Origin of the sequence: Paraburkholderia terrae (assembly GCF_002902925.1) — a bacterium.
GTDB lineage: Bacteria > Pseudomonadota > Gammaproteobacteria > Burkholderiales > Burkholderiaceae > Paraburkholderia > Paraburkholderia terrae.
This window is the reverse complement of record NZ_CP026112.1, coordinates 991,830-1,015,197: the sequence shown is the minus strand read 5'-3', so window position 1 is coordinate 1,015,197 and position 23,368 is coordinate 991,830. Positions and strand designations below refer to the sequence as shown.

24 protein-coding genes are annotated in these 23,368 nt (G+C 64.4%); 8 read left to right on the top strand and 16 right to left on the bottom strand.

What is annotated here, in order from left to right:
• The 7 genes from phnY to phnS form a co-directional block, all read right to left on the bottom strand.
• The gene (gene phnY, locus C2L65_RS20775; RefSeq protein ID WP_007587367.1) at positions 1-1,458 is read right to left on the bottom strand and encodes a phosphonoacetaldehyde dehydrogenase; all 1,458 of its coding nucleotides are present in this window, start codon (positions 1,456-1,458) and stop codon (positions 1-3) included.
• A complete protein-coding gene (gene phnA, locus C2L65_RS20770) occupies positions 1,455-2,714 on the bottom strand; it encodes a phosphonoacetate hydrolase (protein ID WP_042315942.1) in 1,260 nt (419 codons plus the stop codon). Before phnA ends, phnY begins: the two co-directional genes overlap by 4 nt.
• A gap of 54 nt (positions 2,715-2,768) precedes the next feature.
• Entirely contained in the window at positions 2,769-3,512 is a 744-nt protein-coding gene (locus tag C2L65_RS20765; RefSeq protein WP_042315940.1) for a phosphonate utilization associated transcriptional regulator, read from the bottom strand.
• Positions 3,513-3,591: 79 nt separating this feature from the next.
• Positions 3,592-4,452: a 2-aminoethylphosphonate ABC transport system, membrane component PhnV gene (phnV, locus tag C2L65_RS20760; RefSeq protein WP_007587362.1), complete on the bottom strand. Its 861-nt coding sequence runs from the start codon at positions 4,450-4,452 to the stop codon at positions 3,592-3,594.
• On the bottom strand, positions 4,452-5,387 hold the full coding sequence (locus tag C2L65_RS20755; RefSeq protein WP_042315939.1) for a 2-aminoethylphosphonate ABC transporter permease subunit: 936 nt from the start codon (positions 5,385-5,387) through the stop codon (positions 4,452-4,454). Before C2L65_RS20755 ends, phnV begins: the two co-directional genes overlap by 1 nt.
• On the bottom strand, positions 5,365-6,474 hold the full coding sequence (phnT, locus tag C2L65_RS20750) for a 2-aminoethylphosphonate ABC transport system ATP-binding subunit PhnT (protein ID WP_397327041.1): 1,110 nt from the start codon (positions 6,472-6,474) through the stop codon (positions 5,365-5,367). The genes C2L65_RS20755 and phnT overlap by 23 nt, the downstream gene beginning before the upstream one ends.
• Before the next feature lie 112 nt (positions 6,475-6,586).
• Entirely contained in the window at positions 6,587-7,693 is a 1,107-nt protein-coding gene (gene phnS, locus C2L65_RS20745; protein WP_042315937.1) for a 2-aminoethylphosphonate ABC transporter substrate-binding protein, read from the bottom strand.
• A 361-nt stretch (positions 7,694-8,054) separates the two neighbouring features.
• Between phnS and C2L65_RS20740 the strand changes: the two genes are divergently transcribed.
• Positions 8,055-9,164: a 2-aminoethylphosphonate--pyruvate transaminase gene (locus C2L65_RS20740; RefSeq protein ID WP_103254594.1), complete on the top strand. Its 1,110-nt coding sequence runs from the start codon at positions 8,055-8,057 to the stop codon at positions 9,162-9,164.
• Between the two features lie 30 nt (positions 9,165-9,194).
• Here the strand turns inward: C2L65_RS20740 and C2L65_RS20735 are convergent, their stop codons facing one another.
• Entirely contained in the window at positions 9,195-9,950 is a 756-nt protein-coding gene (locus tag C2L65_RS20735; RefSeq protein ID WP_007587357.1) for a DeoR/GlpR family DNA-binding transcription regulator, read from the bottom strand.
• Between the two features lie 295 nt (positions 9,951-10,245).
• On the opposite strand from C2L65_RS20735, the gene C2L65_RS20730 reads away from it, so the two are divergent.
• Together C2L65_RS20730 and C2L65_RS20725 are read left to right on the top strand one after the other, a co-directional pair.
• Complete coding sequence (locus tag C2L65_RS20730; protein WP_174485115.1) at positions 10,246-11,802, top strand: ABC1 kinase family protein; 1,557 nt, start codon at positions 10,246-10,248, stop codon at positions 11,800-11,802.
• Positions 11,803-11,921: 119 nt separating this feature from the next.
• Positions 11,922-12,803 (top strand): DMT family transporter, encoded by an 882-nt coding sequence (locus C2L65_RS20725; protein ID WP_042315933.1) that lies wholly within the window; start codon positions 11,922-11,924, stop codon positions 12,801-12,803.
• Positions 12,804-12,856: 53 nt separating this feature from the next.
• Here the strand turns inward: C2L65_RS20725 and C2L65_RS20720 are convergent, their stop codons facing one another.
• Positions 12,857-13,936: a L,D-transpeptidase gene (locus C2L65_RS20720; RefSeq protein WP_229513953.1), complete on the bottom strand. Its 1,080-nt coding sequence runs from the start codon at positions 13,934-13,936 to the stop codon at positions 12,857-12,859.
• Between the two features lie 272 nt (positions 13,937-14,208).
• Between C2L65_RS20720 and nadE the strand changes: the two genes are divergently transcribed.
• Complete coding sequence (gene nadE, locus C2L65_RS20715) at positions 14,209-15,045, top strand: ammonia-dependent NAD(+) synthetase (protein WP_042315931.1); 837 nt, start codon at positions 14,209-14,211, stop codon at positions 15,043-15,045.
• A gap of 16 nt (positions 15,046-15,061) precedes the next feature.
• On the opposite strand, the gene C2L65_RS20710 is transcribed toward nadE, so the two are convergent.
• From C2L65_RS20710 to C2L65_RS20690, 5 genes are all read right to left on the bottom strand, one after another.
• Positions 15,062-15,331, bottom strand: a complete 270-nt coding sequence (locus C2L65_RS20710; RefSeq protein WP_007587347.1) for a hypothetical protein — start codon at positions 15,329-15,331, stop codon at positions 15,062-15,064.
• Positions 15,332-15,520: 189 nt separating this feature from the next.
• Complete coding sequence (locus tag C2L65_RS20705; RefSeq protein WP_042315930.1) at positions 15,521-15,868, bottom strand: hypothetical protein; 348 nt, start codon at positions 15,866-15,868, stop codon at positions 15,521-15,523.
• An 87-nt stretch (positions 15,869-15,955) separates the two neighbouring features.
• On the bottom strand, positions 15,956-16,567 hold the full coding sequence (locus C2L65_RS20700; RefSeq protein WP_042315928.1) for a hypothetical protein: 612 nt from the start codon (positions 16,565-16,567) through the stop codon (positions 15,956-15,958).
• 215 nt (positions 16,568-16,782) lie between these two features.
• The gene (locus tag C2L65_RS20695; protein ID WP_042315927.1) at positions 16,783-18,447 is read right to left on the bottom strand and encodes a S10 family peptidase; all 1,665 of its coding nucleotides are present in this window, start codon (positions 18,445-18,447) and stop codon (positions 16,783-16,785) included.
• 99 nt (positions 18,448-18,546) lie between these two features.
• Entirely contained in the window at positions 18,547-20,106 is a 1,560-nt protein-coding gene (locus C2L65_RS20690; RefSeq protein ID WP_042315925.1) for a S53 family peptidase, read from the bottom strand.
• A 332-nt stretch (positions 20,107-20,438) separates the two neighbouring features.
• Here C2L65_RS20690 and C2L65_RS20685 point away from each other — a divergent pair, with 332 nt between their 5' ends.
• The gene (locus tag C2L65_RS20685) at positions 20,439-20,951 is read left to right on the top strand and encodes a DUF1993 domain-containing protein (protein ID WP_042315923.1); all 513 of its coding nucleotides are present in this window, start codon (positions 20,439-20,441) and stop codon (positions 20,949-20,951) included.
• A 108-nt stretch (positions 20,952-21,059) separates the two neighbouring features.
• On the opposite strand, the gene C2L65_RS20680 is transcribed toward C2L65_RS20685, so the two are convergent.
• Positions 21,060-21,380, bottom strand: coding sequence for a YnfA family protein (locus C2L65_RS20680; protein WP_042315922.1), 321 nt, complete (start codon positions 21,378-21,380; stop codon positions 21,060-21,062).
• A gap of 150 nt (positions 21,381-21,530) precedes the next feature.
• Here C2L65_RS20680 and C2L65_RS20675 point away from each other — a divergent pair, with 150 nt between their 5' ends.
• Complete coding sequence (locus tag C2L65_RS20675) at positions 21,531-21,704, top strand: DUF1289 domain-containing protein (RefSeq protein WP_036001247.1); 174 nt, start codon at positions 21,531-21,533, stop codon at positions 21,702-21,704.
• Positions 21,705-21,737: 33 nt separating this feature from the next.
• On the opposite strand, the gene C2L65_RS20670 is transcribed toward C2L65_RS20675, so the two are convergent.
• Positions 21,738-22,367 carry a LysE family translocator gene (locus tag C2L65_RS20670; RefSeq protein WP_042315921.1) on the bottom strand — a complete coding sequence of 210 codons (630 nt, stop codon included), beginning with the start codon at positions 22,365-22,367 and terminating at the stop codon, positions 21,738-21,740.
• A 134-nt stretch (positions 22,368-22,501) separates the two neighbouring features.
• Between C2L65_RS20670 and C2L65_RS20665 the strand changes: the two genes are divergently transcribed.
• Both C2L65_RS20665 and C2L65_RS20660 read left to right on the top strand, forming a co-directional pair.
• A complete protein-coding gene (locus C2L65_RS20665) occupies positions 22,502-22,966 on the top strand; it encodes an Lrp/AsnC family transcriptional regulator (protein WP_042315919.1) in 465 nt (154 codons plus the stop codon).
• Positions 22,967-23,055: 89 nt separating this feature from the next.
• Entirely contained in the window at positions 23,056-23,289 is a 234-nt protein-coding gene (locus C2L65_RS20660; RefSeq protein WP_007587337.1) for a hypothetical protein, read from the top strand.
• The last annotated feature ends 79 nt before the right edge of the window (positions 23,290-23,368 follow it).

Genomic DNA, 23,368 nt, shown 5'->3' with positions numbered 1-23,368 from the left:
TCACTCCCACGGAAGAGAAAAGGTCTTGAGATTCGTGAAGCTCTTCATCGCTTCCTGCACGCCTTCCTTGTATCCGAGCCCCGAATCCTTGATGCCGCCGAACGGCGTCAGCTCGACGCGATACCCCGGCACTTCCCACACGTTCACCGAGCCGACGCGCAGTTCGTTGATAAAGCGCGGAATCACATCCTGCCGGTTCGTACACAGCCCGCACGACAAACCGAACGGCGTGCCATTGCTGATGCGGATCGCGTCTTCGATCGTGTCGAACGTGATGATCGGCGAGACGGGGCCGAACGTTTCCTCGCGAATCAGCGTCATCGATGGATCGACCTGATCGACCACCGTCGGCGCATACAGCGCGCCCTTGCGCTGGTTGCCCGTCAACAGGCGCGCGCCCTGCGCGACGGCTTCGTTCACGCGTGCTTCGAACAGCCGCGCCGCGTCGGCGTCGATGACGGTGCCCATCTGGTTCGACGTATCGAACGGATCGCCGTACGTCCATTCGCGCGTCTTCTCGACGACCAGTTCCGTAAAGCGCGCAGCGATGCTCTTCTGCACGATGATCCGCTTGACGGCCGTGCAGCGCTGCCCCGAGTTCTTGTACGAACCCTGCACGGCCAGCGTAGCCGCGCGCTCGATATCCGCGTCTTCGAGCACGATCAACGGATCGTTGCCGCCGAGTTCCAGTACGACGCGCCGGTAGCCCGCGCGCTCGGCGATATGCTTGCCGATCGCCACGCCGCCCGTAAACGTGACGAGTTCCGCGAGCGGATTGGTGATCAGTTCATCGGCGATTTCGCGCGGGTCGCCTGTGAGCACCTGCAGCATCGGCGCGGGCAGACCAGCTTCATACAGAACATCGGCGAGAAAATAGGCCGACAGCGGCACCTTCTCCGACGGCTTCAGGATCACGCGATTATTCGTCGCGATGGAAGGCGCGATCTTGTGCGCGACCTGGTTCATCGGGTGATTGAACGGCGTGATCGCGACGATCACGCCCGCGAGCGGATCGCGCTGCGTGAACACGCGCCGCTTCTTGCCGTGCGGCGTCAGATCGCACGAGAAGCTCTGGCCGTCGTCGCGCAAGGTTTCAATCGATGCGAACTTCAACACGTCGGCGACACGCCCGATTTCATAGCGCGAGTCCTGCTTCGACAGGCCCGATTCAAGCGAGATCAGATCCGACGCCGCTTCGAGCCGCTCGCGCAGCAGAATCCCCGCGCGCTCGAGAATCTGCGAGCGCTCGTAACGCGAGAGTTTCGCCTGATACGCGCCCGCGTATTCGAAAGCCGCGCGCACATCGTCGACACTCGCCATCGGCACCGTGCCGACGCGCATGCCCGAGTACGGATCGAACACATCGAGCGTACGTGCGCGGGCTGCGCGCTCGCCCTTCAGACGCAGCGCTTCCGCACGAAACGCGGGATGGTCGTTGGACTGCAGGATTGCGTTCATGAGGCCGCCACATTGTTTAACGCAAGGTCGAACACGTCGAAATTGCGCAGACGCTTGCCTGCGACGCGTGTTTCGTCGATGCCTCGATTGAAGATCAGCGGCACCACCTGCTCCGAGATGCCGCCATGCGAACGCAGCGGCACGGTCAAACCCGACAGGTCATGTTCATCGCGGCGCGTGCCGAGCGCCGTATTCTTCTTGCTGACGACGACGATGTCGCCCACGCGGTCGTTCGGCAACTCGAAGCGCTCGCACGCCGCCTGGTTGTCCAGCACGACTTCGATGTCCTTCAAGCCACCAAGACGTTCGATCACCTGGCGCGCGTTCGCGTCGGGCGGCAGGTAAATCGTCGCGAACGAACCGAGTGCGCCGTGATGCACGACGTACGGATCGGTGATCGGCAGAATCACGCGGGCCGCGCGTGCGCCGAGCCACTCGTCCATCACGTCCTGCAGATAGATCACGTTCGGCTCGCCCGTCTGCGGATCGTGCTTGGCGTTCATGCCGTGGTCGGCGGTGAGGCCGATCACCCAGCCGAGCGCGTCGAGCTGCGCCAGATAGCCGTCCATCATTGCGTAGAACGCGTTCGCGCCTTCCGTGCCGGGCGCCCACTTGTGCTGGATGTAGTCAGTGGTCGACAGATACATCAGGTCGAGCTTGCGCGTCTGCGCGAGCCGCACGCCCGCCGCGAACACGAATTCGGAAAGATCCGCGCTGTACACGTCGGGCACGGGCAGACCAACCAGCCCGAGCACGTCGTCGATACCGTTCTCGTCGAGCGTCACCTTGTCGGACTTTTCCGCCGAGAAGCAGATGCCCTTCATCTTGTTGCCGAGCAGGCGGCGCAGCTTGTCTTTAGCCGTGACGACGGCGACGGCTGCACCCGCATCCGCGGCAGCGGCGAGCAACGTCGGCGCGCGCAGATAAGCGGGATCGTTCATCATCACTTCCGCGCCCTTGCCTTCGTTGGCCTGCGGGTCCCAGAAGTAGTTGCCGCAAATGCCATGCACGGAAGGCGGCACGCCGCAGACGATCGACAGGTTGTTCGGGTTGGTGAACGACGGAATCACGCAGTCGGCCTTGAACGCCGCGCCGTCGCGCAACATCTTGCCGATAAAGGGCGCCACGCCCGCGTTCACGGCCGCTTCCAGATAGTCGTACTCGCAACCGTCGACACACACGACCACCGTCGGCTTGACGGGCAGACGGTAGCTGCGGCCATTCACTTCAACATTACGTTCGGATTGGATTGCCATTGCACTCTTCCCTACGCGTCGCCGACGCGTGTTCTTGATTCGTTCAAGCCCTGTTCAGGCGAGCAGCGCGCTCAACCCGTCATTGCCTTCGTCCGTTACGTTCGACGCGCGCGGCTCGACGGCCTCATGCGCGCGTTGCCTGCCGCCGTCCACATGCGCGAGCATCAGCTGTGCGGCTTCGTCCGCATTGCGCGCGGCGAGCGCCGACAGAATCGCGCGATGCTCGGCGAGCGAGCGCTCCATCGCATCGGACCGCACGCCCAGCGCGGCGCGCCGGAACAGACTCAACTCACCCACCAGCCTGCGATACGTCTCATACAGCTTGCCGTTGCCCGCCGTCGCCACGATCGCATCGTGAAACGCGACGTTCGCGCGCGCATACGCGTCGTGATCGCCGGCATCGAGCGCGGCGCGCATTGCGTCGACATGCGCGCGCAGCGCCGCCAGTTGCGCGGCGTCGATACGCGACGCCAGCATCCGGCACGCCGCCTCTTCGAGCACCGCGCGCACCGCGTAGATCTCATCGGCTTCCGCCAGCGACACGGTCCGCACGAACACGCCACGGTTCTTCTCGTTGCGCACCAGCCCCGCCTGCTCCAACGCGCGAAACGCCTCGCGCACCGGCCCGCGCGACACCTGCAGACGCGCGGCCCAATCCGCTTCGTTCAGCTTGTCGCCGGGCGCCAGCTTGCCGTCGACGATGTGCCGCTCGATCTCGTCGCGCACCAGCGCCGTCAACGAATGCCGCCTGACCACTTCGATCCGGTCGCCCGAGTCAATTTCCATATTTTCGGTCATTTCGACAATATTTGCCACATTTACATGCGTGGTGTGCCGACCTCGACACACCTCACGAAAAATCAGGAAACGTTGACGATCAGTCCACGCGGCGACGCGGCACGCGGGCGGCAATCAGCACCAGCGCGGCAAGCGAAGCGATCAGCAGAATCAGCGACAGCGCCGACGCCGGCAGGTAATAGCCGCGTTCGACCTGTCCGACGACGACGATCGGCACCGTCGCGAAACCCGGCGGATAAACGGTGAGCGTTGCGCCCAGTTCACCAAGCGACAGCGCGAAGCCGAGCGCAAGCGATGCGCGGATTGCGGGCACCAGTTGCGGCAGCACGACACGGCGCAGCACCATCGACGGCGGCGCACCGAGGCTCGCAGCCGCCTCGCGCAATACGGTCAGTTCGGGCCGCAACGCGGCCGCCGCGCAGCGATAGCAGAACGGCAACACGAGCGCCAACTGAACGAATACGACGATGGCAGCGGAACTCGACAGATCCACCGGCTTCTTGTGATACGCGATCAGCACAGCGAGGCCGAGCACGACGCTCGGCACGCCGTTGGGCACCATTGCGATCGTATCGACGAGTGCGCCGAGTCCACGCCGGTCGCGGCCTTCGAGCGCAAGCGCGAGCCACAGGCCGAGAATCGTGCCGAGAATCGCGACGCCGAAGCCGATCTGCAGGCTGGTCACGAGCGCATCGAAATCGCTGCCGCCGAGTCGCTCGAACCAGCGCATGCTGAAACCATCCGGCAGGATCGTGCCCGACCAGTGCGCGGCGACGCTCGACAGCGCGACCACGATCACAGGCAGCACGAACAGCCAGAAGCACAACAGCGCGGCGAATGCCATGAACAGCCCGCCCATGACGCGTGCGACGAATCCGTGTTGAACGGGCCGCGCGCGATGCTGCACGGCGGGCAGCACGGTTTGATCGAGATCGGACATTACTTCGCTCCCCTCACCTTGCGCTTGTTGACCTGGCGGTACAGCGCATACAACGACAGCGACATCGCCAGCATCACGACGGCGCCGGCGGCAGCCGTTGGCAGGTCGAGATCGACGGTGGCCGAGCTGTAGATCGCCACGGGCAGCGTGATCAGATGCGCGCTGCCGAGCACGAGCAGAATGCCGAACTCGTTGAGCGTCAGCAGAAAGCACAGGATCGTGCCCGCCGCGATGCCCGGCCACGCGAGAGGCAGGATCACGCGAAACGCGACCATCCAGCCGTTCGCGCCGAGGCTGCGCGCGGCTTCGATCAGACGCATGTCGAGCATTGCGAACGATGCGAGCGTAGGACGCACGACGAACGGCGCGTAGAACACCACTTCCGCTAGAATCACGCCGCCGATGCCAAACAGGAAGTCGAGCGGCGGCGCTTCAAGATGGAAGAGCCGTTGCAGCCCGATGCTGACGGAGCCTTGCGAGCCGTAGAGAAAGATCAGCGTGAACGCGACGAGGAACGACGGGAACGCGACGAACAGTTCCAGAAACCGCGTGACGAGCCGCGCGCCCGGAAACGGCTTGAAGAACAGCAGCGACGCGAGCGCGACGCCGAGCAGCGACGCGAGCCCGGCGCTGGCGAACAGAATCCACAGCGTCGTGCCGATCACGCCGCTCGTTTCCGGGTTCTGGAAGAACGTCGAGTAGGCGTGAAAGCTCAATCCATGCTCGCCCGACAGGCTCAGCAACACGAGACGCACGAGCGGATAAATCACCAACGGGCCGAGCACGAAGACGGCGAGAAACGCCAGATGCCATTGCGACAGGCGCTCGCGCCGACGCTTTGCCGCCGCGTGCGAGGCGGCCGTCGCGGCGCGGCGTGCGTCAGCCGCTTTCGCGAGCGCGTCGGGGCTGGCGTCAGGGCTGAATAAGGACGACATCGTCTGCCTCGTAACGCAAGGAAATCCGCGCGCCCTTTTCGGGCGTCATGCCCGTGCCGCGCTGCATCGACACCTGCACGGGATCGTTGGGCATCGCGTCGAGGGCGACCTGCACGGCCAGCACCGAGCCGTACCATTCGACCGTCGAAATCGTCCCGTGCAACTGGCCTTCGCCGAGCGGCACGATGCGCATCGCTTCGGGACGCAGACACGCGACACGCTCGCGCTCGCTGTAACGCGCGTCGCCGAGTGCGAACGCGACGCTCGGCGGCAGCAGATTGGCCGCGCCGAGATAGCGCGCGACGAACGCGTCGTTCGGCTTGTCGTACAGTTCCTGCGGCGTGCCGAGCTGCGCGATCTGGCCTTCGCGCATCAGCAGCGTGCGGTCGGACAGCACAAGCGCATCGTCCTGATCGTGCGTCACGCAGACGATGGTCAGATTCGGCAGGCGCTCATGCAGCGCCTTCAGTTCGGAACGCACCGACGCCCGCAGATTGGCGTCGAGCGCGGAAAGCGGTTCGTCGAGCAGCAGCACATCCGGCTCGATCACGAGCGCACGCGCGAGCGCCACGCGCTGCTGCATGCCGCCCGACAGTTGCGCGGGCATCACGTGGCCGGAGTCGCCGAGCTGCACGAGCTTCAGCGCGTCGGCGACACGCCGCGCGATTTCCTTCGTCGAGATGCGGCGCGCGCGCAGACCGAACGCGACGTTCTCGAACACGGACAAATGCGGGAACAGCGCATAGCTCTGGAACAGCAGGCCCAGATTGCGCTTGTGCGGCGGCACATGCGTGAGGTCGCGACCCGCGACCGTCAGCGTGCCCGCGAGACCATCCGCCTCGATGAAACCGGCGATGAAGCGCAGCAACGTCGTCTTGCCGCAGCCGCTGCGGCCGAGCACGGTCAACAGTTCGCCGCGCTCAATCGTCAGCGACAGATCGTCGAGCACCGTGCGCGAGCCAAAACGCACAGTCAGATGTTCGATCTGCACGCCGCCAGCGCCCGTCTGCGCGACGCCTTGCGCGCGCGGCGTGGCGTCCAGCGCGCCCGAACCAGCAAGAGTCGTTACTGTGTTCACCGGGTCCATCCTCCTACGTTGGTGACTTTGGTTGGCGCATGCAAGCGCCAGAATGCTTTTTTGCGCGGCGTGACGAGCGTTTCAACGATCATCACACCGCGCATTCCATCAGACGCAGTAATTACTTCGGCTTGACGACTTCGAGTTGCTTGCCCGAATTGCCGATCACTTCGCTCTTCCAGCGGGCCGTCCAGTCAGCCTTCTTCGCCATCACCTGGTTCCAGTCGACGGGAATCAGCTTCACGCCCGAGATCGCCTGCTTGACGGCTGCGCCGTTCTTGCCCGAAAGCTGGACGTCGGTGCGGCCCGGAATGCCGAAGATGTCCGGCACCTTCGACTGCACTTCCGTCGACATCAGATAGTCGATCAGCTTCTTGCCTGCCGCCTGGTTCGGACCGTTCTTGATCAGGCCGATCGCGTACGGCAGCTGGAACGTGGTCGGCTGGCCGCCTGCCTCGGCTGCGAGGAAGATCGGCTTGATCGACAGGCCGCCGTTGGCCGCGTCGTCGAGATCCATCTGCAAGTCGCCGTTCGCCACCGCGATTTCGTTACGCGAGAGCAGCACGTCGAGGTAGCCCGTACCCTTGGTGTGGAACTTGGCGCTCTGCTCGAGCTTCTTCAGATAGTCGAACGCCTTGTCTTCGCCCATCAGCGACGTGGTCAGGATGACTACCGCCATGCCGTCGCCCGCCGTCGCCGGGTTCGAATACGCGACCTTGCCGCTGTAGTCCGGGTGCAGCAGATCCGCGAACGTCTTCGGCTGGTTCTTCACCACTTCCGGGTTGATCGCGAACGAGAAATAGTTGTTCACGAACGTCGCCCACGCGCCGTCCGACGCCTTCGCGATGTCGGGCACGTTCTTGTAGTTCACGCTCTGATAGTTCTGCAGCAGGCCCGACTGCGCGGCCGTCTGGATGAACGGCGGCAGCGTGACGAGCACGTCGGCCTTCGGCGAATCCTTTTCGACGGTTGCGCGGTTCACGACTTCGCCGCTGCCTGCCGTCACGATGTTGACCTTCACGCCTTCCTGCTTCTCGAATGCGGGCAGCACGTCCTTGTAGAGATTTTCGAGGCCGTCAGCCGTGTACAGCACGACCGCGCCCGCCGCGTGCGCGGACATCGCGCCGCCGAACGCCGCCGCCGCGACCAGCGCGGGCAGCAGCTTGCGAGCCGTCTGGCCAATACGACCAGCGCGGCCCGTCGAGCGAAGGTGATCCGTCTTTTTCATGTCGTTCTCTCCGAAAGGCAAAAAACCTGTGGGTAACCCGTTAGTGGTGGTGTCCGGACCGCGCTTCGGGCGCGCTGTCCGCCTGACGTCGCGGCCGGAGCCGCTGAGATTGCAGATTGCTGACAACTTTTTTTGCGGCGTTTGCGCCAAGGCACCCCTCCGACGATTACGCGTTATGGGCTGCCTTGCCTGAACGGGCACGGCAAGGATCGTCTTTTTTTGTGACACCGACGTGAAGATTCTGCCGATTTCCACAAAATGACACAAATAGCCAATAATATGCAAGGCAGCCGGCAACACAACAGGCAATGCAATGTGCGCCCGCAACGGCGCAACCGATCCATACGAAGGAGGCTGTGTGATTTCTGGAAACGACCCGATCCTGCTCACGCCGGGACCGCTGACGACCTCGCCCGTCACGCGTCAGTCGATGCTGCGCGACTGGGGATCGTGGGACACCGAGTTCAACCGCATGACGCACAGCGTCTGCGCCGATCTCGTCGAGATCGTACATGGTGAAAGTGACTACGTGTGCGTGCCGCTCCAGGGCAGCGGCACGTTCGCTGTCGAAGCGGCGCTCGGCACGCTGGTGCCGCGCGACGGCCGCGTGCTGGTGCCGAACAACGGCGCTTACTGCGCGCGCATCATCAAGGTGCTGCAGCGCATGGGCATCGCGTATGTGGAACTGCCGCTGCGCGAGGACGAACCCGTGAGCGCCGCCCAGATTGAAGACGCGTTCAACGACGACCCGCGCATCACGCACGTCGCGCAGGTGCATCTGGAGACGAGCGCAGGCCTGCTTAATCCGCTCGATGCGATCGCCGCCGTCTGCAAGCATCACGGCAAAAGCCTGATCGTCGACGCGATGAGTTCGTTCGGCGCGCTGCCCATCGACCTGCGCGACAGCGGCATCGACGCGCTGGTGTCGGCCAGCGGCAAGTGTCTGGAAGGCGTGCCCGGCATGGGCTTCGTGATCGTGCGGCGCAGCGTGCTCGAAGCGTGCGAAGGCCGTTCGCCGTCGCTGGCGCTCGATCTGTACGATCAGTTCGCGTACATGCAAAAGACCACACAATGGCGCTTTACGCCACCGACGCACGTGGTCGCCGCGCTGCGCACAGCGCTGGACCAGTTCATCGCGGAAGGCGGCCAGCCCGCGCGCGGCGCGCGCTATGCGCGTAACTGCGCGGCGCTTGTCGACGGCATGAAGGCGCTCGGTTTCGAGACGTTTCTGCCGGCGAACGTGCAGGCGCCCGTGATCGTCACGTTCCACGCGCCGCGTGACGCGAAGTGGCAATTTGTGCAATTTTATGCAGCCGTGCGCGAGGCCGGGTACATCCTGTATCCGGGCAAGCTGACGCAAGTGGAGACGTTCCGCGTCGGCTGTATCGGCGCGATCGACGCGAACGAGATGCACAACGCCGTCGCCGCGATCGGCCGGACGCTGGCGGACCTCGGCATCAGCGTGAAGTAAGCAAGACGGAAGCAATGCGAAGCGCGACACTCACGCGATCAGGATTTCAGGGCCGCGCGCGGTGATCGCCTTCGCGAGCGCGCGATCGGGCGCGAGCTCCGTGACGACATAGCGCGCCTTCTCCATCCCTTCGATGCGCACGGGCGTCACGCGGCCGAACTTCGAATTGTCGGCGACGACGATGACCGTATTGCCCGCGCCGATCATCCGGCAGCGCACTTCGGCTGCCATGCGCGAGTAGTCGGACAGTTGCGCGTCGGGCGTGATGCCGCCCGCGCCGATCAGCGCGAAGTCCGCGTGATAGTGCGACAGCTGCGTGATCGTATCGAGGCCGAACGCAGCGTCTTCGTTGTCCGACAACTCGCCGCCGAGCAGCGTCACGCGGTTGTCGTTGCGCCGGCCGAGCAGCAGCGCGATGCGCCAGTCGTTCGTATAGACGGTCAGCCGGTGGCGGTCGGTCAGCGCGCGTGCGGCCGCGTGCGTCGTGCTGCCCGAATCGATGATGACCGACGCGCCGTCGGGCACGAGTTGCGCCGCGCGTTCGCCGATAGCGCGCTTTGCGCTGGCGTTGGCGGCGTCGCGTGTGTCGAGGTCCGGCTCGCGCCGGTCGCTCGACAGCGCGCCGCCGTGCGTCGTCACGATCAGGCCGCGCTCGGCGAGCGCGTTCAGGTCGCGGCGGATGGTCTCGCGCGACACGTTGAGCTCGCGAACCAGCTCGGCGACCGACAGTGCGCCCGTCTTCGTGACCTGAGCCAGAATATATTGATGACGTTGTTCTGCCAGCATCTCGATGTTGTTGGCCGCTGCAAGGCGGCGAGCATGTATTCAGGGATCGGGCAAGCCCGCGCCGTATTGTATTACGCATGGAGACCCGGCGCGGAAGGAACGTGTGCTGGCTGTGGGCGGACTGTCGGGTCTTCGTTGGCTTGCCGTTGGCGGACGGCAGGCGTACGCCCTTCATATGCCGCTCACATGCCCTTGAACCGCCCGCGTCGCAACGCTGCGGATGTTCCGCGCGCCGCATCCCTGCTAATCTGGGCGGTCTTCTCTCGCATCGCCGATGCGCTCGAACGAACCGCCGATGCCACCTCTGTTTCGCCGACTACGACTGCTGTTCCACGCGTTGCGCTATGGCGCGCGCCTCATCTGGCTCGCCGCGCCCGAGCATCACAAGCTGCACTGGATCGTCACGTTGGTTTCACGCGTGCATGAATCGCCGGGCGGGCGCGCCGGCGTGCATCGCGCGCTGCCCAATCTCGGCCCGCTGGCGAGCGCGTTCGCCGAAGCGCTCGCGCGCCGCCCCGAACTTGCGACAGGCACGCTGCACGACGCGATCGACGCCGTCAGCCACCTCGAAGCGCCCTTGCCGCCCGACCAGGTCGAGCATGCGATAGCGGCGGCGCTCGGGCGTCCTGCGTCGACGCTCTTTGCATCGATCGATCTGACGCCCGCGAAGAACGGCTTTGCCGAGCAGACGCATGTCGCGCGGCTGATCGAGCCGATCGACGGGCATCGCGACATTGCGCTCAAGCTCGTGCGCGTCGCGCAACTCCAGGAAATCGCCGACGAGGCCGCGCTGCTGCGCTGGGTCGCGCGCTGGATGGAGAAGCTCTCGAAGAACGCGCGCCGCCTGCGGCTGCGCGAGCTCGCCAATACGTTCACGCAGGAAATCCTGCGCCGCTTCGATCTGCGCGCCGAAGCCGCGAACCTGAGTCAGACCGCGCATCATTTCGACGGCGACAAGCGTCTCGCGATTCCCGCCGTGATCTGGGAGCTCTGCACCGACCGCACGCTCGCGATGCAACATATCGAATCGCTGCCCGCGCTCGATCTCGCCGGTCTGTCGGCGCGCGGCGTGAAGCTCGCGCCGCTTGCCGGGCACATTATCGAAGTCGTCACCGAGCAGGCCTTCGAGCATGGCTTCTTCCACGCAACGTTCGATGCAGCGCGCGTGCGCGTGAGCATCGAGCCGGACACGCTCGGGCGCATCGTGCTCGCGGACTTCGCGGTGATGTCGAGTCTTTCGTCGCAGGAGCGTGAGTTTTTCGTTCACGGCGCGACGGCGCTGTTCGACCAGGACTATGGACGGCTCGCGCATCTGCATCACGATGCCGGGCACGTGTCGCAGGACACGCGCCCCGAGAAGCTCGAAGCCGAACTGCGCACGCGCGCCGAAGCGCATTTCGCGCCGCAGTCACATGAGCGCTCGGCGGGCGCGCTGTTCCATCATCTGCTGTTTGCCGTGCATCCGTTCGGCGGCGATGTGCCGCCACGGCTCGCGGCTGCGCAGCGAGCGTTCGGCCAGGCGGAGATGCTGGCGAACGCGCTGCATCCGGGCGTCGATTCGTGGCAGATCGCGCGCTCGGTGCTGGCTACGCTCGCGCGCCGCGAATTCGATCATCGCGGCTGGGTCAAGCATCTCGCGCAGGAGTTGCCGCATCTCGCGCATCTCGTGCCGCGCATCCCGCAGCTTGCGGTGCAGTATCTGCAGCATCGGCACGAAGTTACTACCGTCAGGCAACAGGCCCAGCTAGTCAGCGACGTGCTGATCGAATACCGGCGCACGCGCTCGCTCCTGTGGGCGTGTACGATTTGCGGCGGTCTGCTCGGCGCGATTGCCGTGGTGCTCGCGTACTGAGCGCGGCTTTTTTCGCCGCGCTTCATTGTTCATGCGGCGCGAAGTGCAGCTTCGAACAAGACGGCCACTTGCGCTTTGACCGATACTGCGGGCCTTGTGTCCGTAGTTCGAGTCATCCGATGCTGGTTGTTTTCAATGCCGTTGTTTTCGTGGTCCTGTGGTCGACGGGCTTCGTGGTCGCGCGCGCGATCAAGCCCTACGCCGATCCGAATCTCTTCCTGCTCGCGCGCTTCGGCGGCACCGCGCTGCTGTTCATGGCGGCTGCGTTCTTCGCGCGCGTCGAATGGCCGAGTGGCCGTGCGCTCGGCAAGCATCTGCTCGCGGGCGCGCTGCTGCAAGGTGTCTATCTTGGCGCGGGCTACTGGGCCGTCGCGCAAGGGATGAGCGCGGGCATCATGGCCTTGCTCGGCGCGTTGCAGCCGCTGCTGACAGCGGCCGTCGCGGCGCCGCTGTTCGGCGAACGTCTGTCCGGGCGAGGCTGGACGGGCATGCTGCTGGGTCTTGCGGGCGTCGCCCTGGTGCTGGAGCCGAAGCTCGCCGCCGCAACGGCGACCGTCGCGCCAGATCATGCGGGCAACGTGCCGGAGTGGCTCGTCGTGACCGTGTCGATTTTCGCGGTGTGCGCGATCACGGCAGGCACGCTGATCCAGAAGACATCACTGTCGAAAGCCGATATCCGCAGCGCGAGCGCCGTGCAGAACGTTGGCGCGGCGATCGTCGTGCTCGTGTTCGCGCTGGCGCTCGGCGAGCACAAGTGGGTTCCGTCGCCAGCGCTGTGGGTGTCGCTCGCGTGGGGCATCGTGATGCTGTCGGGCGTGAGCGTCACGCTGCTCGTGTGGATGGTCCGGCGCGGCGACGCGTCGCGCGCGACGGCGCTGCTGTTTCTCGCGCCGCCGCTTGCTGCGCTCGAAGGCTACGTCGGCTTTGGTGAAACGCTCACGATAGTGCAGGTGGCGGGCTTCGTCGTCGCGCTGATCGGGGTGCTGCTCGCACGCTCGTGATTGCGCTGGCGGGCAGCGGCTTTCTCCCGCCACTCGCCGAAGCGCTCCTTCGATTAATCCGCCGTGTCGGCGTTCGCCGGCACCTTCGCGCGGACCTTGCCGCTCGGCGCAGGCGACCACGCGGGCCGCGCCTTGCGCTGCGAATCGACGACGACGATATAGCGCCCCGCCCACGGCGTCGCGACGCGGTCCGAATGCAGCACCCATAACGAGCGACCGTCGGCGACGAGCGCCTCGTAGTCGCGGTCGAGCATGCCGTAGTGATCGAGGAACACGTTCAGCGACGCCGGTATCCGCACGCAGCCCTTCGAATGGCGGATGCCGAGAATCGGCTCGAGTTTGTCGGGATCGGTCGCGTGCATCTGGAAGCGCATCTGCGACATGCCGCCCTTGCCCCAGCCACGCTCGCCCTGCGCCCAGCCGAGATCGAAGATGCGCATGTCGTGCTTGCCGTAGCCGCGAATGCCGTTCTGGTTCATCGTGCCTTCGGCGCGGAAATCCATGTTGTCCGGCGTGTGCTCGAACACGCCGAGCGGCGTGATGAAGTGATCGAACTGTCCCGGCCTTCCCGTCGCGACAGGTGACGCGCCGATCATCTGCCACGTGTCCGAAGGCGCCGCGCGAAAGTAGATGAAGAGCGCCTGCACGTTCTCGTTGCGATCGACGAGCACCACATACTCACCCGACAGATTGCCCAGCTCGTTCTGCGCGAGCGCCTGCTGCAGACGCTCGCCGTACGCGCGCTGCTCCGCTGCGGGGACTTTCAGACGGCGCGTCACGCTGCGCGCGAACACGTCGCGCATCAACAGCGCGCGGCGCGGGTCCACGCGGCCGGCGGCATCGTGCGCGGCGACGGCGGAGGCGTCGACGGCTGCGCTTGACGCGACTTGCGGCGCATCGGCGGCATGTGCGTTTTGCGTGAGCGTGGGAACGGCAAACGCCGAGGCCAGCGAAAGCGCTAACGACAATCCGAACGACGACGCCGATCGACGCGCGTATGAATGCACACGCGACACCGACGCGATCACACCGATCGCCCTATCCCCGTTATCACTGCGCAGTGTGCCGCTCTGCGCATCCACCCTCTCTCGTGCAGGTGGATTGACTACCCTGTTCTGTTTTTTGCTGGTCATTTTGTTCGAACGTCACTGCCAGTCGCCCAACCCGTGCAACCGCTCGTGGCGTGTTGCCGGGCGTCTTCCGGCGCGGGAACATTGTGCCCGCGCCGTGCTTTCGCGCTGTCCTATATCGGACGGCTATGCATCTGTCGATTTAAAGCCGCAATCGTTCAGATTTAATTATGGGTATGCCACATTAAACCAGACAATGTGTGACGGCGCATCGAGTTCAGCGCTTCATGCCATCATCGCCAGTGATATCTGTGCCATTTGCAAGGAGAACGTCGATGGACCAGCAGCAACGCGCCGCGCGCCAGCGGCAGATTGCAGCCGAACTGCACGTCGCGGACCATTTCGACCCGGCGCGCGAAATTGAGCGGCGAGTCGCGTTTCTCGCCGACTATCTGCGCGCGAACGGACTCGCGGCCTATGTGCTCGGCATCAGCGGCGGCGTCGATTCGTCGACGGCGGGACGGCTCGCACAACTCGCCGTCGAACGTCTGCGCGACGCTCACTACGACGCGCGCTTCGTCGCGATGCGCCTGCCGTACGGCGTCCAGCACGACGAAGCGGATGCGCAGCAATCGCTCGCCTTCATCCGCCCCGACGACACCTTGACCGTCGACATCCGCCCAGCCGCCGACGCGATGCTCGCCTCGCTCAGCGCGAGCGGCCTGCCATTCGCCGACGCGTCGCAACAGGACTTCGTGCATGGCAACATCAAGGCGCGCCAGCGGATGATCGCGCAGTACGCGGCGGCGAGCGCGCGGCGCGGCATCGTGATCGGCACGGACCACGCGGCGGAATCGGTGATGGGTTTTTTCACGAAGTTCGGCGACGGCGGCGCCGACGTGCTGCCGCTCGCGGGCCTGACCAAGCGGCGCGTGCGCGCGCTCGCCAGGGCGCTCGGCGCCAATGACGCGCTCGCGCACAAGGTGCCGACCGCCGACCTCGAAATGTTGCGCCCTCAACGTCCGGACGAGGACGCCTACGGGATCCGTTACGAGGACATCGACGATTTTCTCGAAGGCAAGCCCGTAAGCGACGCGGTGTTCGACACCGTTATGCGCTTTTACGACAGCACGCATCACAAGCGCGCGCTGCCTTACACGCCATTCGATTGAACACGCGGCGCGTGGACTATTTGCGCGGCGGCGTTTCGTCGCCGCCAAATGGCACGGCGCTAACCTGCAGCGCTACGCCGGCCAGCTGCTTGCCGGTGAACTGCTGCGCGATGACCTCGGCGACATAGGCTTCGTCGGCTTCGACATCGACCTTCGCATACGCGTTCGACGTGCCCTGCTCGAACACTTCGATGTCTTTTGCATAGTGACCGAGTTCGTGGCCGAGAAAATCACGTACTTCCTGCTCGGAGCAAGACTCGGGAATATTCCACACGATGATCTTCATACGCGCCACGCTCTCAGTTGATGGTGGTCATGCCGCTAACCGGCTTGGCGCAGCATGCCGGACCTCGAAGCCGTGCTGTTTCTGTGCGTTTCGTTAGTGTTTCGACCTTCAGCGCAGCCAGAAACGTGCCCCGGAGCAACGCAGGCGACACACGGCGCCCGCGCGTGGTCCGGCAAGCTCAGTGCGAACTCAGTCTACGTTCTCGACGTTCGCCGCGCTGACCCACCAGGCCATCTTGCCTTGCGGCACATGCACGAGCACGGCGGCAGGATCGGCGACGCCGTCATCAGCGATCTCGCAGACGCCGAGCCCGTCAGGCAGACGCTTCACAGTGCCCGCGTCCTGAAAGAGCGCGAGACGATGCGCGTCGAGCGGGCGCAACTGACTGTACACGTCGTAGCTGATCGCGCCCGGCGTGTCGCCGCGGATCTGCAGCGCGTCGTCCTTGCCGCACGGCGACGACGCGGCCAGCGCGGCATGACTCGCCGCAAGGCAGCCGAGCGCGGCCACGACGGCAGCGATGAATGATTGCTTCATGTTGATTCTCCAGGATGTGACGGTTGGCCGCGCGTCGCGGCCTCCAGGGAAGCGGATTGAACGTGCCGGCGACGGTTGCGGCCGGGCTCAGGAGCCATCGCTGCCAATCGACGCGACGCCGCTATCGTCGTCGCACGGCGCGCTACCGAAGCCCGCATAGTGTGCGGACCAGTTTCCGGCGATGGCCGCCTGTGCGTCGGTTAGCGACATGCGCCCCTCGCACACACAACGCTTGAGCTTCGCCGTCAACAACTCCTTGCGACGCTCGCCCTTGTGTCCGCCCCATGGCAACAGATCGAGGTTGTCCTGCGCATCCGGCGATCCGCCCAGCACGATCGGCACGCGCCGATCCAGCGCGTAACGCGTGCCATGCCCGGCATCGATGCCGCGTTCGGCGAGCAACCGGTCCTTGAGCTCCATCATGTCGTCGAACGGTGGCGAAACCGTGTCGGCGTAGCCGGGCCGGCATATCGTCGTGACGATATTCTGCTGCGAGACGCGCTCGTCGAGCATCGACGCGTCTTGTGCAAACGACACCGACGCATGCAGATACAGGCCCACCGACATCGCAACGAGCGCCATGGCGCGCAGGCACATCTTTCGCGCGAGACCAGCGACGCGGCCCGCGTCACTGATAGTTGATTCGATCCGACTGATACCGTGCGCCTCGTCGAGCGCGTTCTTCTTCCCTTCGTTCATTAATCAGCGCGCCTTTGAGTAGCGCGGAAGAGTTAATTCGCAGGGCAATTAAAACACATCCGGGACGCACGACGTAAATACAGCCAGATTGAATCGCTGCGGTTTTTCACTGCTGGCGCCATCGAGGGCATCGCTACGGCGCTGCGATGCCCTCGCCGATGGAGTCTTGCCGACGCACGGAAGCGCCGCCATGACAAGCATCAAAACAGACTCGCTCAATGCATCTTGGCAGCCGTGAGCGCCTGCAATGCACGCACGCGTCCAAGCGCTTCCGTATTGCTCACCGCCTTCTCGTACATTGCCGCGAGATCGGCCTTCAATGCGGTGCGCGAGCCGCCGTCGAGATACACCATATGCCCCGACGGATAGAAGCGCGCGGACAGGTTGTCCCGCACCTGCTGGCTCAGGAGCGGCATCTGCTGCAGATCGAGCACCGTCTGATAGAACGGCGTGACGAAGTCATAGAAGCCGTTCGCCGACAGCACTTTCAGATCGACGTTGAGCGCCATCACGGCGGCGAGGTCGCCCGCCGTGTAGAGAATGATGTTGCCCTTGCTGTCGAGGCCCTTCTGCTCGCCCGTCGGATCGATATGGCCGAAGTCCCAGAACTTGAACGCCTGATCGTTCAGATCCGTGAACGCCGAGTTCGACGTGAACTTCAACTGCTCGTTCAGATAGACGTTCCACATCGTCGTGTAGACGCCCGTGACGGCCGTCATGGTCGGATCGTTGCCGCCCGAGTTCGGATCGATCTTGCCCGCAATGCCCGTTTCGATCGCCGTGACGCGGCCGTCATACGCGCCGAGCGCAAGCCCTTTCGACTTGAGCAGCGTGGTCAGGAACAGCGAATTGCCCCGGCTGTCGTACCCGGCTATGTCGAGACTCCACGCAAGCAGCGTGGCCTTGTCGATGCCCGTGTACTCGCTGAGCTTTTCGACGACGGCGCTATCCGTAGTCGGAAACTTGCGCAGCGCGTTCAGGTAGTCGGTGCGTGCGAACTGCGCGACCTCTTCGACGAACTGGCCGAGATCCGTGGGCCGGGGCGCGACGCCGAGCTTCTTGTGATACCACGCATCCGCGGCGGCTGTGGGTAGCGCGCCGATGGGATTGCCCGCCTGCGTGTAGTCGAGGATCGACGATTGCAGCGTGATGCCGTTCAGATCGACGCCGTCTTCATGCAGCTTGTAGGCGAGCACGCAACTGCGCGCCGTGCCATACGATTCGCCGAACAGAAACTTCGGCGAATTCCAGCGGTTGTTCTTCGTCAGATAGCGCTTGATGAACTGCTTGATCGAATCCGCGTCCTGATCGACGCCCCAGAAATCGCGGTTCTTGCGCGGCGCGACGGCGGCCGAATAGCCGGTGCCGACCGGGTTGATGAAAATCAGGTCGCTCTTGTCGAGCAGGCTGTCCGGGTTGTCTTCCATCTGATACGGCGCGGGCGGCGTGAAGCTCGGCATCGATGTCTTGATGCGGCGCGGCGCGAACGATCCCAGCAGCACGAACACCGAGGACGAGCCCGGTCCGCCGTTATAGAAAAACGTGAGCGGCCGGCTCTCTTCCTTCTGGTTGTCCTGCGTGAACGCGACATAGAACATTTTCGCGCTCGGCAGCGAACTGGATGGATCGACCGTCACCAGATGGCCAGCCGTTGCCGTGTAGTTGATCTTCTTGCCGCCGATCGTGATCGAATGCTTCGTGATCGCGGCGCTCTCGCTGGTGTCGGTGACCGAGTCGTCGGGCCCGTTGCCGTATGCGACGGGATCGAAGAACGGGTGGTCGCCGGCCTTGTGGGACGCGCTCGCAGCAGATGCTTCCTGCGTGGCGTGTGAGTTGTGAGGCGACTGCGCACTGCCGGAAGCTGATTCTGTATTCGTCATGATCGCTCCATTGAATGCCTGTATGTGTTACCCACTGTTGCGATGCATTCATCGCCGCCAAAAGCACGGCGCCCGAGCCGCGAGCGCCCGCTCTTCAGACTATAAAGCTGCCGCCACCTTCACACCATTGGGACTGCCCAATCCCGTGCAGGCATCCCAGCCGGTCGTCGCGGCATAACTGCCGTTGTTGCCCTGCGTGATGTCGTTGCAGGCGCCCGCCGCCTTGTACAGCTTCGGATTGACGAAGCCGACAGGCGTGCCCTTCGCGCCGTTGATACGCGCGATCAGCGCGGCCCACAACGGCGCGACGGCGCTGGTGCCGCCGATCACCGTGTTGTTGCCGTCGACGATCACGTCGTAGCCGGTGAGCGGCGATGCGTCGCCCGCCACGTCCGGCACGCCGCGCCCCGTCAGCGCGCGCTTGCCTTGCGCGCCCGAGACGGACAGCCCTTCCTGCCACGCCGGCACGGGGAACGTGCCGCTCACGCCGCCGCCCGACGCGCCGCCGTTCGCGCCGTCGTTCCACACCACTTCGTGCGAGACGGTTTGCCCCGAGCCTTGCAGGCTAGTGCCGCCGCACGCGAGCACGTACGGGCTCGACGCGGGGAAATCGACATGGTCGCTGCCGTCGCCCACGCCGTCGCCTGAGCCGCTGTCGCCCGATGCCGCGCAGACGGTCACGCCGATCGCCGCGGCCGATTGCAGCACATCGTTGAACGCGTTCATCGACTGCGCGGTCCACACGCTTTCCGGCGCGCCCCAGCTGATCGAAATCACCGACGGTTTGTTGGTCGTGTCATGCACCGCGCGGCTGACGGCGTCGATGAAGCCCGCGTCGCTGTTGGTCGTGAAGTACACGGCGAGAGTCGCGCCCGGTGCGATCGCGCCGGCGATCTCGACGTCGAGCGTCACTTCGCCGTCCGGTCCGTTCGGATCGCCAGTAGGGTGGTTGGCGCCCTGGTCAACGCCGACGGCGACGACTTTCGGCGAGCCGACGCCGAGGCTCGAAAAATAGTTGTCGAGGTCGGCCGTGCGATAGCCGCCACCCAGTTCGATGATGCCGATGCACTGGCCGCTGCCGTCGCCCTGCGGAAAGCGGTATAGCGAAGCAAGTTGCAACGGCGTAAACGACGATGCCTGCTGCGCCTTCGCCGGCCGGAACGGCGGACGGATGCGGAAATGCGGCCGCGCTTGCGGGCGGTCGTCGAGACCGAGCACGGCAGTGACGACGCCGTGCAGGTCGTCGGGTACGCTGATTGCGCCCGTGCGGCCACGAAACTGGCCCATCGATTGATGCTCGTAGTGCTGCAGTTGAACGTCGAATGCCTTCTGGAACTGATCGATCTTGCCGCTCAGCACGACGGTGCGCGCCGACGCGTCTTCACGCACGACCGTCAGCCCGTGCTGCGCAGCGAAGGCTTTCAGTTTTGCAATGTCTTCCGCCGATGCGCCAAAGCGCTGTTCGAGTTCTTCACGTGTGAGCGGCTTTGCATCCGCCGCGCCTGCTTCGATCTTTTTCATCATCTGGGCGAACTGCGGCTCGTCCTTGCGGCGCAGCACGACCACCACCTGAATCGTTTCCGACGGATCGCACTGCGCGATTACCTTCGAACCGGGCGCGAGCGTGCGCTCGCTGCCGGGCAATGGATGCTTCGACATGGTTGCGATTCTCCCTGTGTCGACGGGAGTGGGCGCCTGGCGCTGACTCCCGTCTCATCCAGCATGGTTGCGGCGAATGACTCGAAGCCACGCGTTTTGAAACACGCTGCACCGACGGGCGCTCAGGCGCGCCGTCATGCCACGCGGCAACGACATCCGTCCGACCAATCCATTCGAACACAGTTCCAGCGCTTGCGACACCTGGCCGATCGGCTAGCTTCCGGCATGGGTCAAATCGGGGTTACGTTGCTCCAGCAGCTTTTACGCTGTTGCGTTACGCTATGCGACCGCGTGCCAGAGAGTACGCGACTCCAGCAATTCAAGGACCCTCCATGACCATTTCGATGTTTCAGGCATCCATCCCCGTGCTGATTCGCGGCCTCACGAACCTGCAGGCCATTCTCGGCAAGGGACAGGCGCATGCGGCAGAAAAACAGATTGACCCGTCGGTGCTCACGGGCGCCCGTCTCTTTCCGGACATGCATCCGCTGGCTCGTCAGGTACACATCGCAACGGATACCGCGAAGGGTTGCGCAGCGCGGCTGGCTGGCGTCGAAGCGCCGAAGTTCGACGATGTGGAGTTCACGTTCGACGAGCTGCACGCGCGCATCCAGAAAACGATCGATTATCTGGAGGAGTTCAACGCGGCGCAGATCGACGGCTCGGAGACGCGCGCCGTGACGCTGAAGATGCGCAGCGGCCCGGTCGAGTTCACCGGCCAGTCTTATCTGCTCGGCTTCGCGATGCCGAACTTCTACTTCCACATCACGACGACGTACGACATCCTGCGTCATAACGGCGTCGAACTCGGCAAGCTCGATTTCCTCGGCAAGCCGAACAGCTAACGCTGAAGGGAAATATTGGCGAGCGATGCGCGAACCGGTTCTAGCCGGGTTCGCGCATTGCGGCTCAAACGCGGAACAGCGCGTGGCATCGCGCGACGTGAAGGGAAATCAGACCCGCGGCTGGAACGCGATGATGCCCATGCCCGCCAGCGTCAGCGCGACGCCCGCGAGATCCCATGCGCTCGGACGCACATGGTCGACGCACCAGAGCCAGAGAATCGCTACCGCTACATAGACGCCGCCATATGCGGCATAGACGCGGCCCGCCGCCGCGCCGTGAAAGGTCAGGAGCCACGCGAACAGCGCGAGGCTCAATGCACCCGGCAACAACAGCCACGCGGGGCCGCCATCCTTGAGCCAGCGCCAGGGCAGATAGCAGCCGAGGATCTCGGCGATCGCGGTCACGACGTACAGCAACAGGGTCTTCATCGGCAGGATTGAGGTGATCGGTCAACACGGCTTCAAGGCTTTGGCCGTGCAGTCTATCGCCTTTATTAACACAATCACTTTGCCTGCCGGCGACGCACCATGCGACATTGACCTTTCATCCTCCATTCAAACGATCACGAGTACGCCAGCATGAGTGTCAAATCGCCCTGTATCGACATCTGCAAGTTCGACAGCAAGACCGGTTATTGCATTGGCTGCCTGCGCACGAAGGAGGAATGCAAAGGCTGGAAGAAGATGAAGGACAAGCATCGCCGCAAGGTCATTGACCAGAAGCCGGAACGCGCGGCGATGATCCGCAAATAAACACGCGCAACGCAGGCGCGCTTCACAGACACATCAATCGAGCGACAGGCGCAGCGCGAAACCGATCAGCGCGGCGGAGAACGTCCAGCGCTGCACAGACTGCGCGAGCGGATGCGCGCGCACCCAGCCGGCAATCCGCGCGGCGCCGATTGCATAGACCGCGTCGAAACACGCGCCGAGCGCGACCAGCACGACACCCAGTTCGATCATCTGCCACGCGACGGGCCCCGCTTCCGGACGCACGAACTGCGGCAACAGCACCGAACAGAACAGCAGCGCCTTCGGGTTCAGCAGATTCGTGAACAGCCCTTTGATGAACGCCGTACGCAACGCGCCGTCGTCGCCTGTCTGCACGCCGCTCGACGGCAGCGCGAACATGGGCGAGCGGAAAATCTGCACGGCAACCCACGCCAGATAGATCGCGCCGCCGTAGCGCACCACTTCGTAGAGCCACGGCGCGTTGCGCAGCAGCGCGGCGACGCCGCAAGCGGACAGCGTGACATGCGTCGCGCGCGAAAGGCCAAGGCCGACGGCGGCGGCAAAACCATTGCGCGCGCCGCGTCCGATGCTCGTCTGCAGCACGAGCGCCATGTCCGGTCCGGGTAGCGCAAACACCACGACCAGGGCCGTGACATACATGATCAGAAGATGAGCGGAAATCATGGTACACCTCACGTATCGAGGCATTCATGATGCATTCAAGCGAGTAGCGAATATTGGCGATTTTCTACTACTCGGAATCATGGATTAGCGTATTGCCCTAAAATAGCTCCATTCATAAAAGGTTTCCGCCAGGCATGATCGAACTCGACAAAACAGACCGCGCCATCCTCGCCGCGTTGCAATCGGACGGCCGGATGTCCAACGCGAAACTCGCCGACACCGTCGGCCTGAGCGAGACGCCCTGCGCGCGACGGCTCAAGCGGCTCGAAAACGACGGGTATATCGAGCGGTATCGCGCGATGCTGTCGCGCTCGGCGCTCGGATATGGCGTCGTCGCGTTCGTGTACGTGCGCTTTGCCGTGCATGACCGCGCCACCGCGACGCGCTTCGAGCGCGAGGTACTGGCGATTCCCCGCATCCTGTCGTGCCACAACGTATCGGGCAGCGCCGATTACGTGCTGCAAGTCGTCGCGCGCGATCTCGACGATTACGGCACGTTCATGCGCGACGAAATGCGCAGCTTGCCGGGAGTGACGTCGGTGGAATCGTCGCTGTCGCTGCGCGAGGTGAAGGCGAACGGCGGCTTGCCCTTGAGCTGAACCATGCGACGCAGAGCGCGAAATGCGCGGCGAGTCGTGGCATAGTGAGCGCCTCGCCGTCACGGCACGATGAATCACGGAGCATTGGTATGGACCACGCAGCGGCGCGAGCCGAAGAAACCCGCGCCATGGAGCGCGTTCTGAACGCAACGAAACAGGTGCAGACGGCATTCGCCGCGCTGCAGTCGCAATTCCCGCCGGACGGCAGCGGCCGACCATCGCAGATCGCGTTGCAGACTTTCGACGCCGCGCTGCAGGAACTCGAAGACGCCCAATCCGAATTCGACACGATCCTTAACGATCTGCTTGACGGCAACCGTTGAGCCGACTACGCGCCGGGCGGCTGATGACGTCCGGCGTAACGCGCGGCGGGGGCATGTCCGGATGCCTCTGTCGCGCGCC

What these genes read in the sequence shown, in the direction of transcription:
- phnY (WP_007587367.1), bottom strand. Translation starts at nt 1,458, where the DNA reads ATGAACGCAATCCTGCAGTCCAACGACCATCCCGCGTTTCGTGCGGAA.
- phnA (WP_042315942.1), bottom strand. Translation starts at nt 2,714, where the DNA reads ATGGCAATCCAATCCGAACGTAATGTTGAAGTGAATGGCCGCAGCTAC.
- C2L65_RS20765 (WP_042315940.1), bottom strand. Translation starts at nt 3,512, where the DNA reads ATGACCGAAAATATGGAAATTGACTCGGGCGACCGGATCGAAGTGGTC.
- phnV (WP_007587362.1), bottom strand. Translation starts at nt 4,452, where the DNA reads ATGTCCGATCTCGATCAAACCGTGCTGCCCGCCGTGCAGCATCGCGCG.
- C2L65_RS20755 (WP_042315939.1), bottom strand. Translation starts at nt 5,387, where the DNA reads ATGTCGTCCTTATTCAGCCCTGACGCCAGCCCCGACGCGCTCGCGAAA.
- phnT (WP_397327041.1), bottom strand. Translation starts at nt 6,474, where the DNA reads ATGGACCCGGTGAACACAGTAACGACTCTTGCTGGTTCGGGCGCGCTG.
- phnS (WP_042315937.1), bottom strand. Translation starts at nt 7,693, where the DNA reads ATGAAAAAGACGGATCACCTTCGCTCGACGGGCCGCGCTGGTCGTATT.
- C2L65_RS20735 (WP_007587357.1), bottom strand. Translation starts at nt 9,950, where the DNA reads ATGCTGGCAGAACAACGTCATCAATATATTCTGGCTCAGGTCACGAAG.
- C2L65_RS20730 (WP_174485115.1), top strand. Translation starts at nt 10,246, where the DNA reads ATGCCACCTCTGTTTCGCCGACTACGACTGCTGTTCCACGCGTTGCGC.
- C2L65_RS20725 (WP_042315933.1), top strand. Translation starts at nt 11,922, where the DNA reads ATGCTGGTTGTTTTCAATGCCGTTGTTTTCGTGGTCCTGTGGTCGACG.
- C2L65_RS20720 (WP_229513953.1), bottom strand. Translation starts at nt 13,936, where the DNA reads ATGACCAGCAAAAAACAGAACAGGGTAGTCAATCCACCTGCACGAGAG.
- nadE (WP_042315931.1), top strand. Translation starts at nt 14,209, where the DNA reads ATGGACCAGCAGCAACGCGCCGCGCGCCAGCGGCAGATTGCAGCCGAA.
- C2L65_RS20710 (WP_007587347.1), bottom strand. Translation starts at nt 15,331, where the DNA reads ATGAAGATCATCGTGTGGAATATTCCCGAGTCTTGCTCCGAGCAGGAA.
- C2L65_RS20705 (WP_042315930.1), bottom strand. Translation starts at nt 15,868, where the DNA reads ATGAAGCAATCATTCATCGCTGCCGTCGTGGCCGCGCTCGGCTGCCTT.
- C2L65_RS20700 (WP_042315928.1), bottom strand. Translation starts at nt 16,567, where the DNA reads ATGAACGAAGGGAAGAAGAACGCGCTCGACGAGGCGCACGGTATCAGT.
- C2L65_RS20695 (WP_042315927.1), bottom strand. Translation starts at nt 18,447, where the DNA reads ATGACGAATACAGAATCAGCTTCCGGCAGTGCGCAGTCGCCTCACAAC.
- C2L65_RS20690 (WP_042315925.1), bottom strand. Translation starts at nt 20,106, where the DNA reads ATGTCGAAGCATCCATTGCCCGGCAGCGAGCGCACGCTCGCGCCCGGT.
- C2L65_RS20685 (WP_042315923.1), top strand. Translation starts at nt 20,439, where the DNA reads ATGACCATTTCGATGTTTCAGGCATCCATCCCCGTGCTGATTCGCGGC.
- C2L65_RS20680 (WP_042315922.1), bottom strand. Translation starts at nt 21,380, where the DNA reads ATGAAGACCCTGTTGCTGTACGTCGTGACCGCGATCGCCGAGATCCTC.
- C2L65_RS20675 (WP_036001247.1), top strand. Translation starts at nt 21,531, where the DNA reads ATGAGTGTCAAATCGCCCTGTATCGACATCTGCAAGTTCGACAGCAAG.
- C2L65_RS20670 (WP_042315921.1), bottom strand. Translation starts at nt 22,367, where the DNA reads ATGATTTCCGCTCATCTTCTGATCATGTATGTCACGGCCCTGGTCGTG.
- C2L65_RS20665 (WP_042315919.1), top strand. Translation starts at nt 22,502, where the DNA reads ATGATCGAACTCGACAAAACAGACCGCGCCATCCTCGCCGCGTTGCAA.
- C2L65_RS20660 (WP_007587337.1), top strand. Translation starts at nt 23,056, where the DNA reads ATGGACCACGCAGCGGCGCGAGCCGAAGAAACCCGCGCCATGGAGCGC.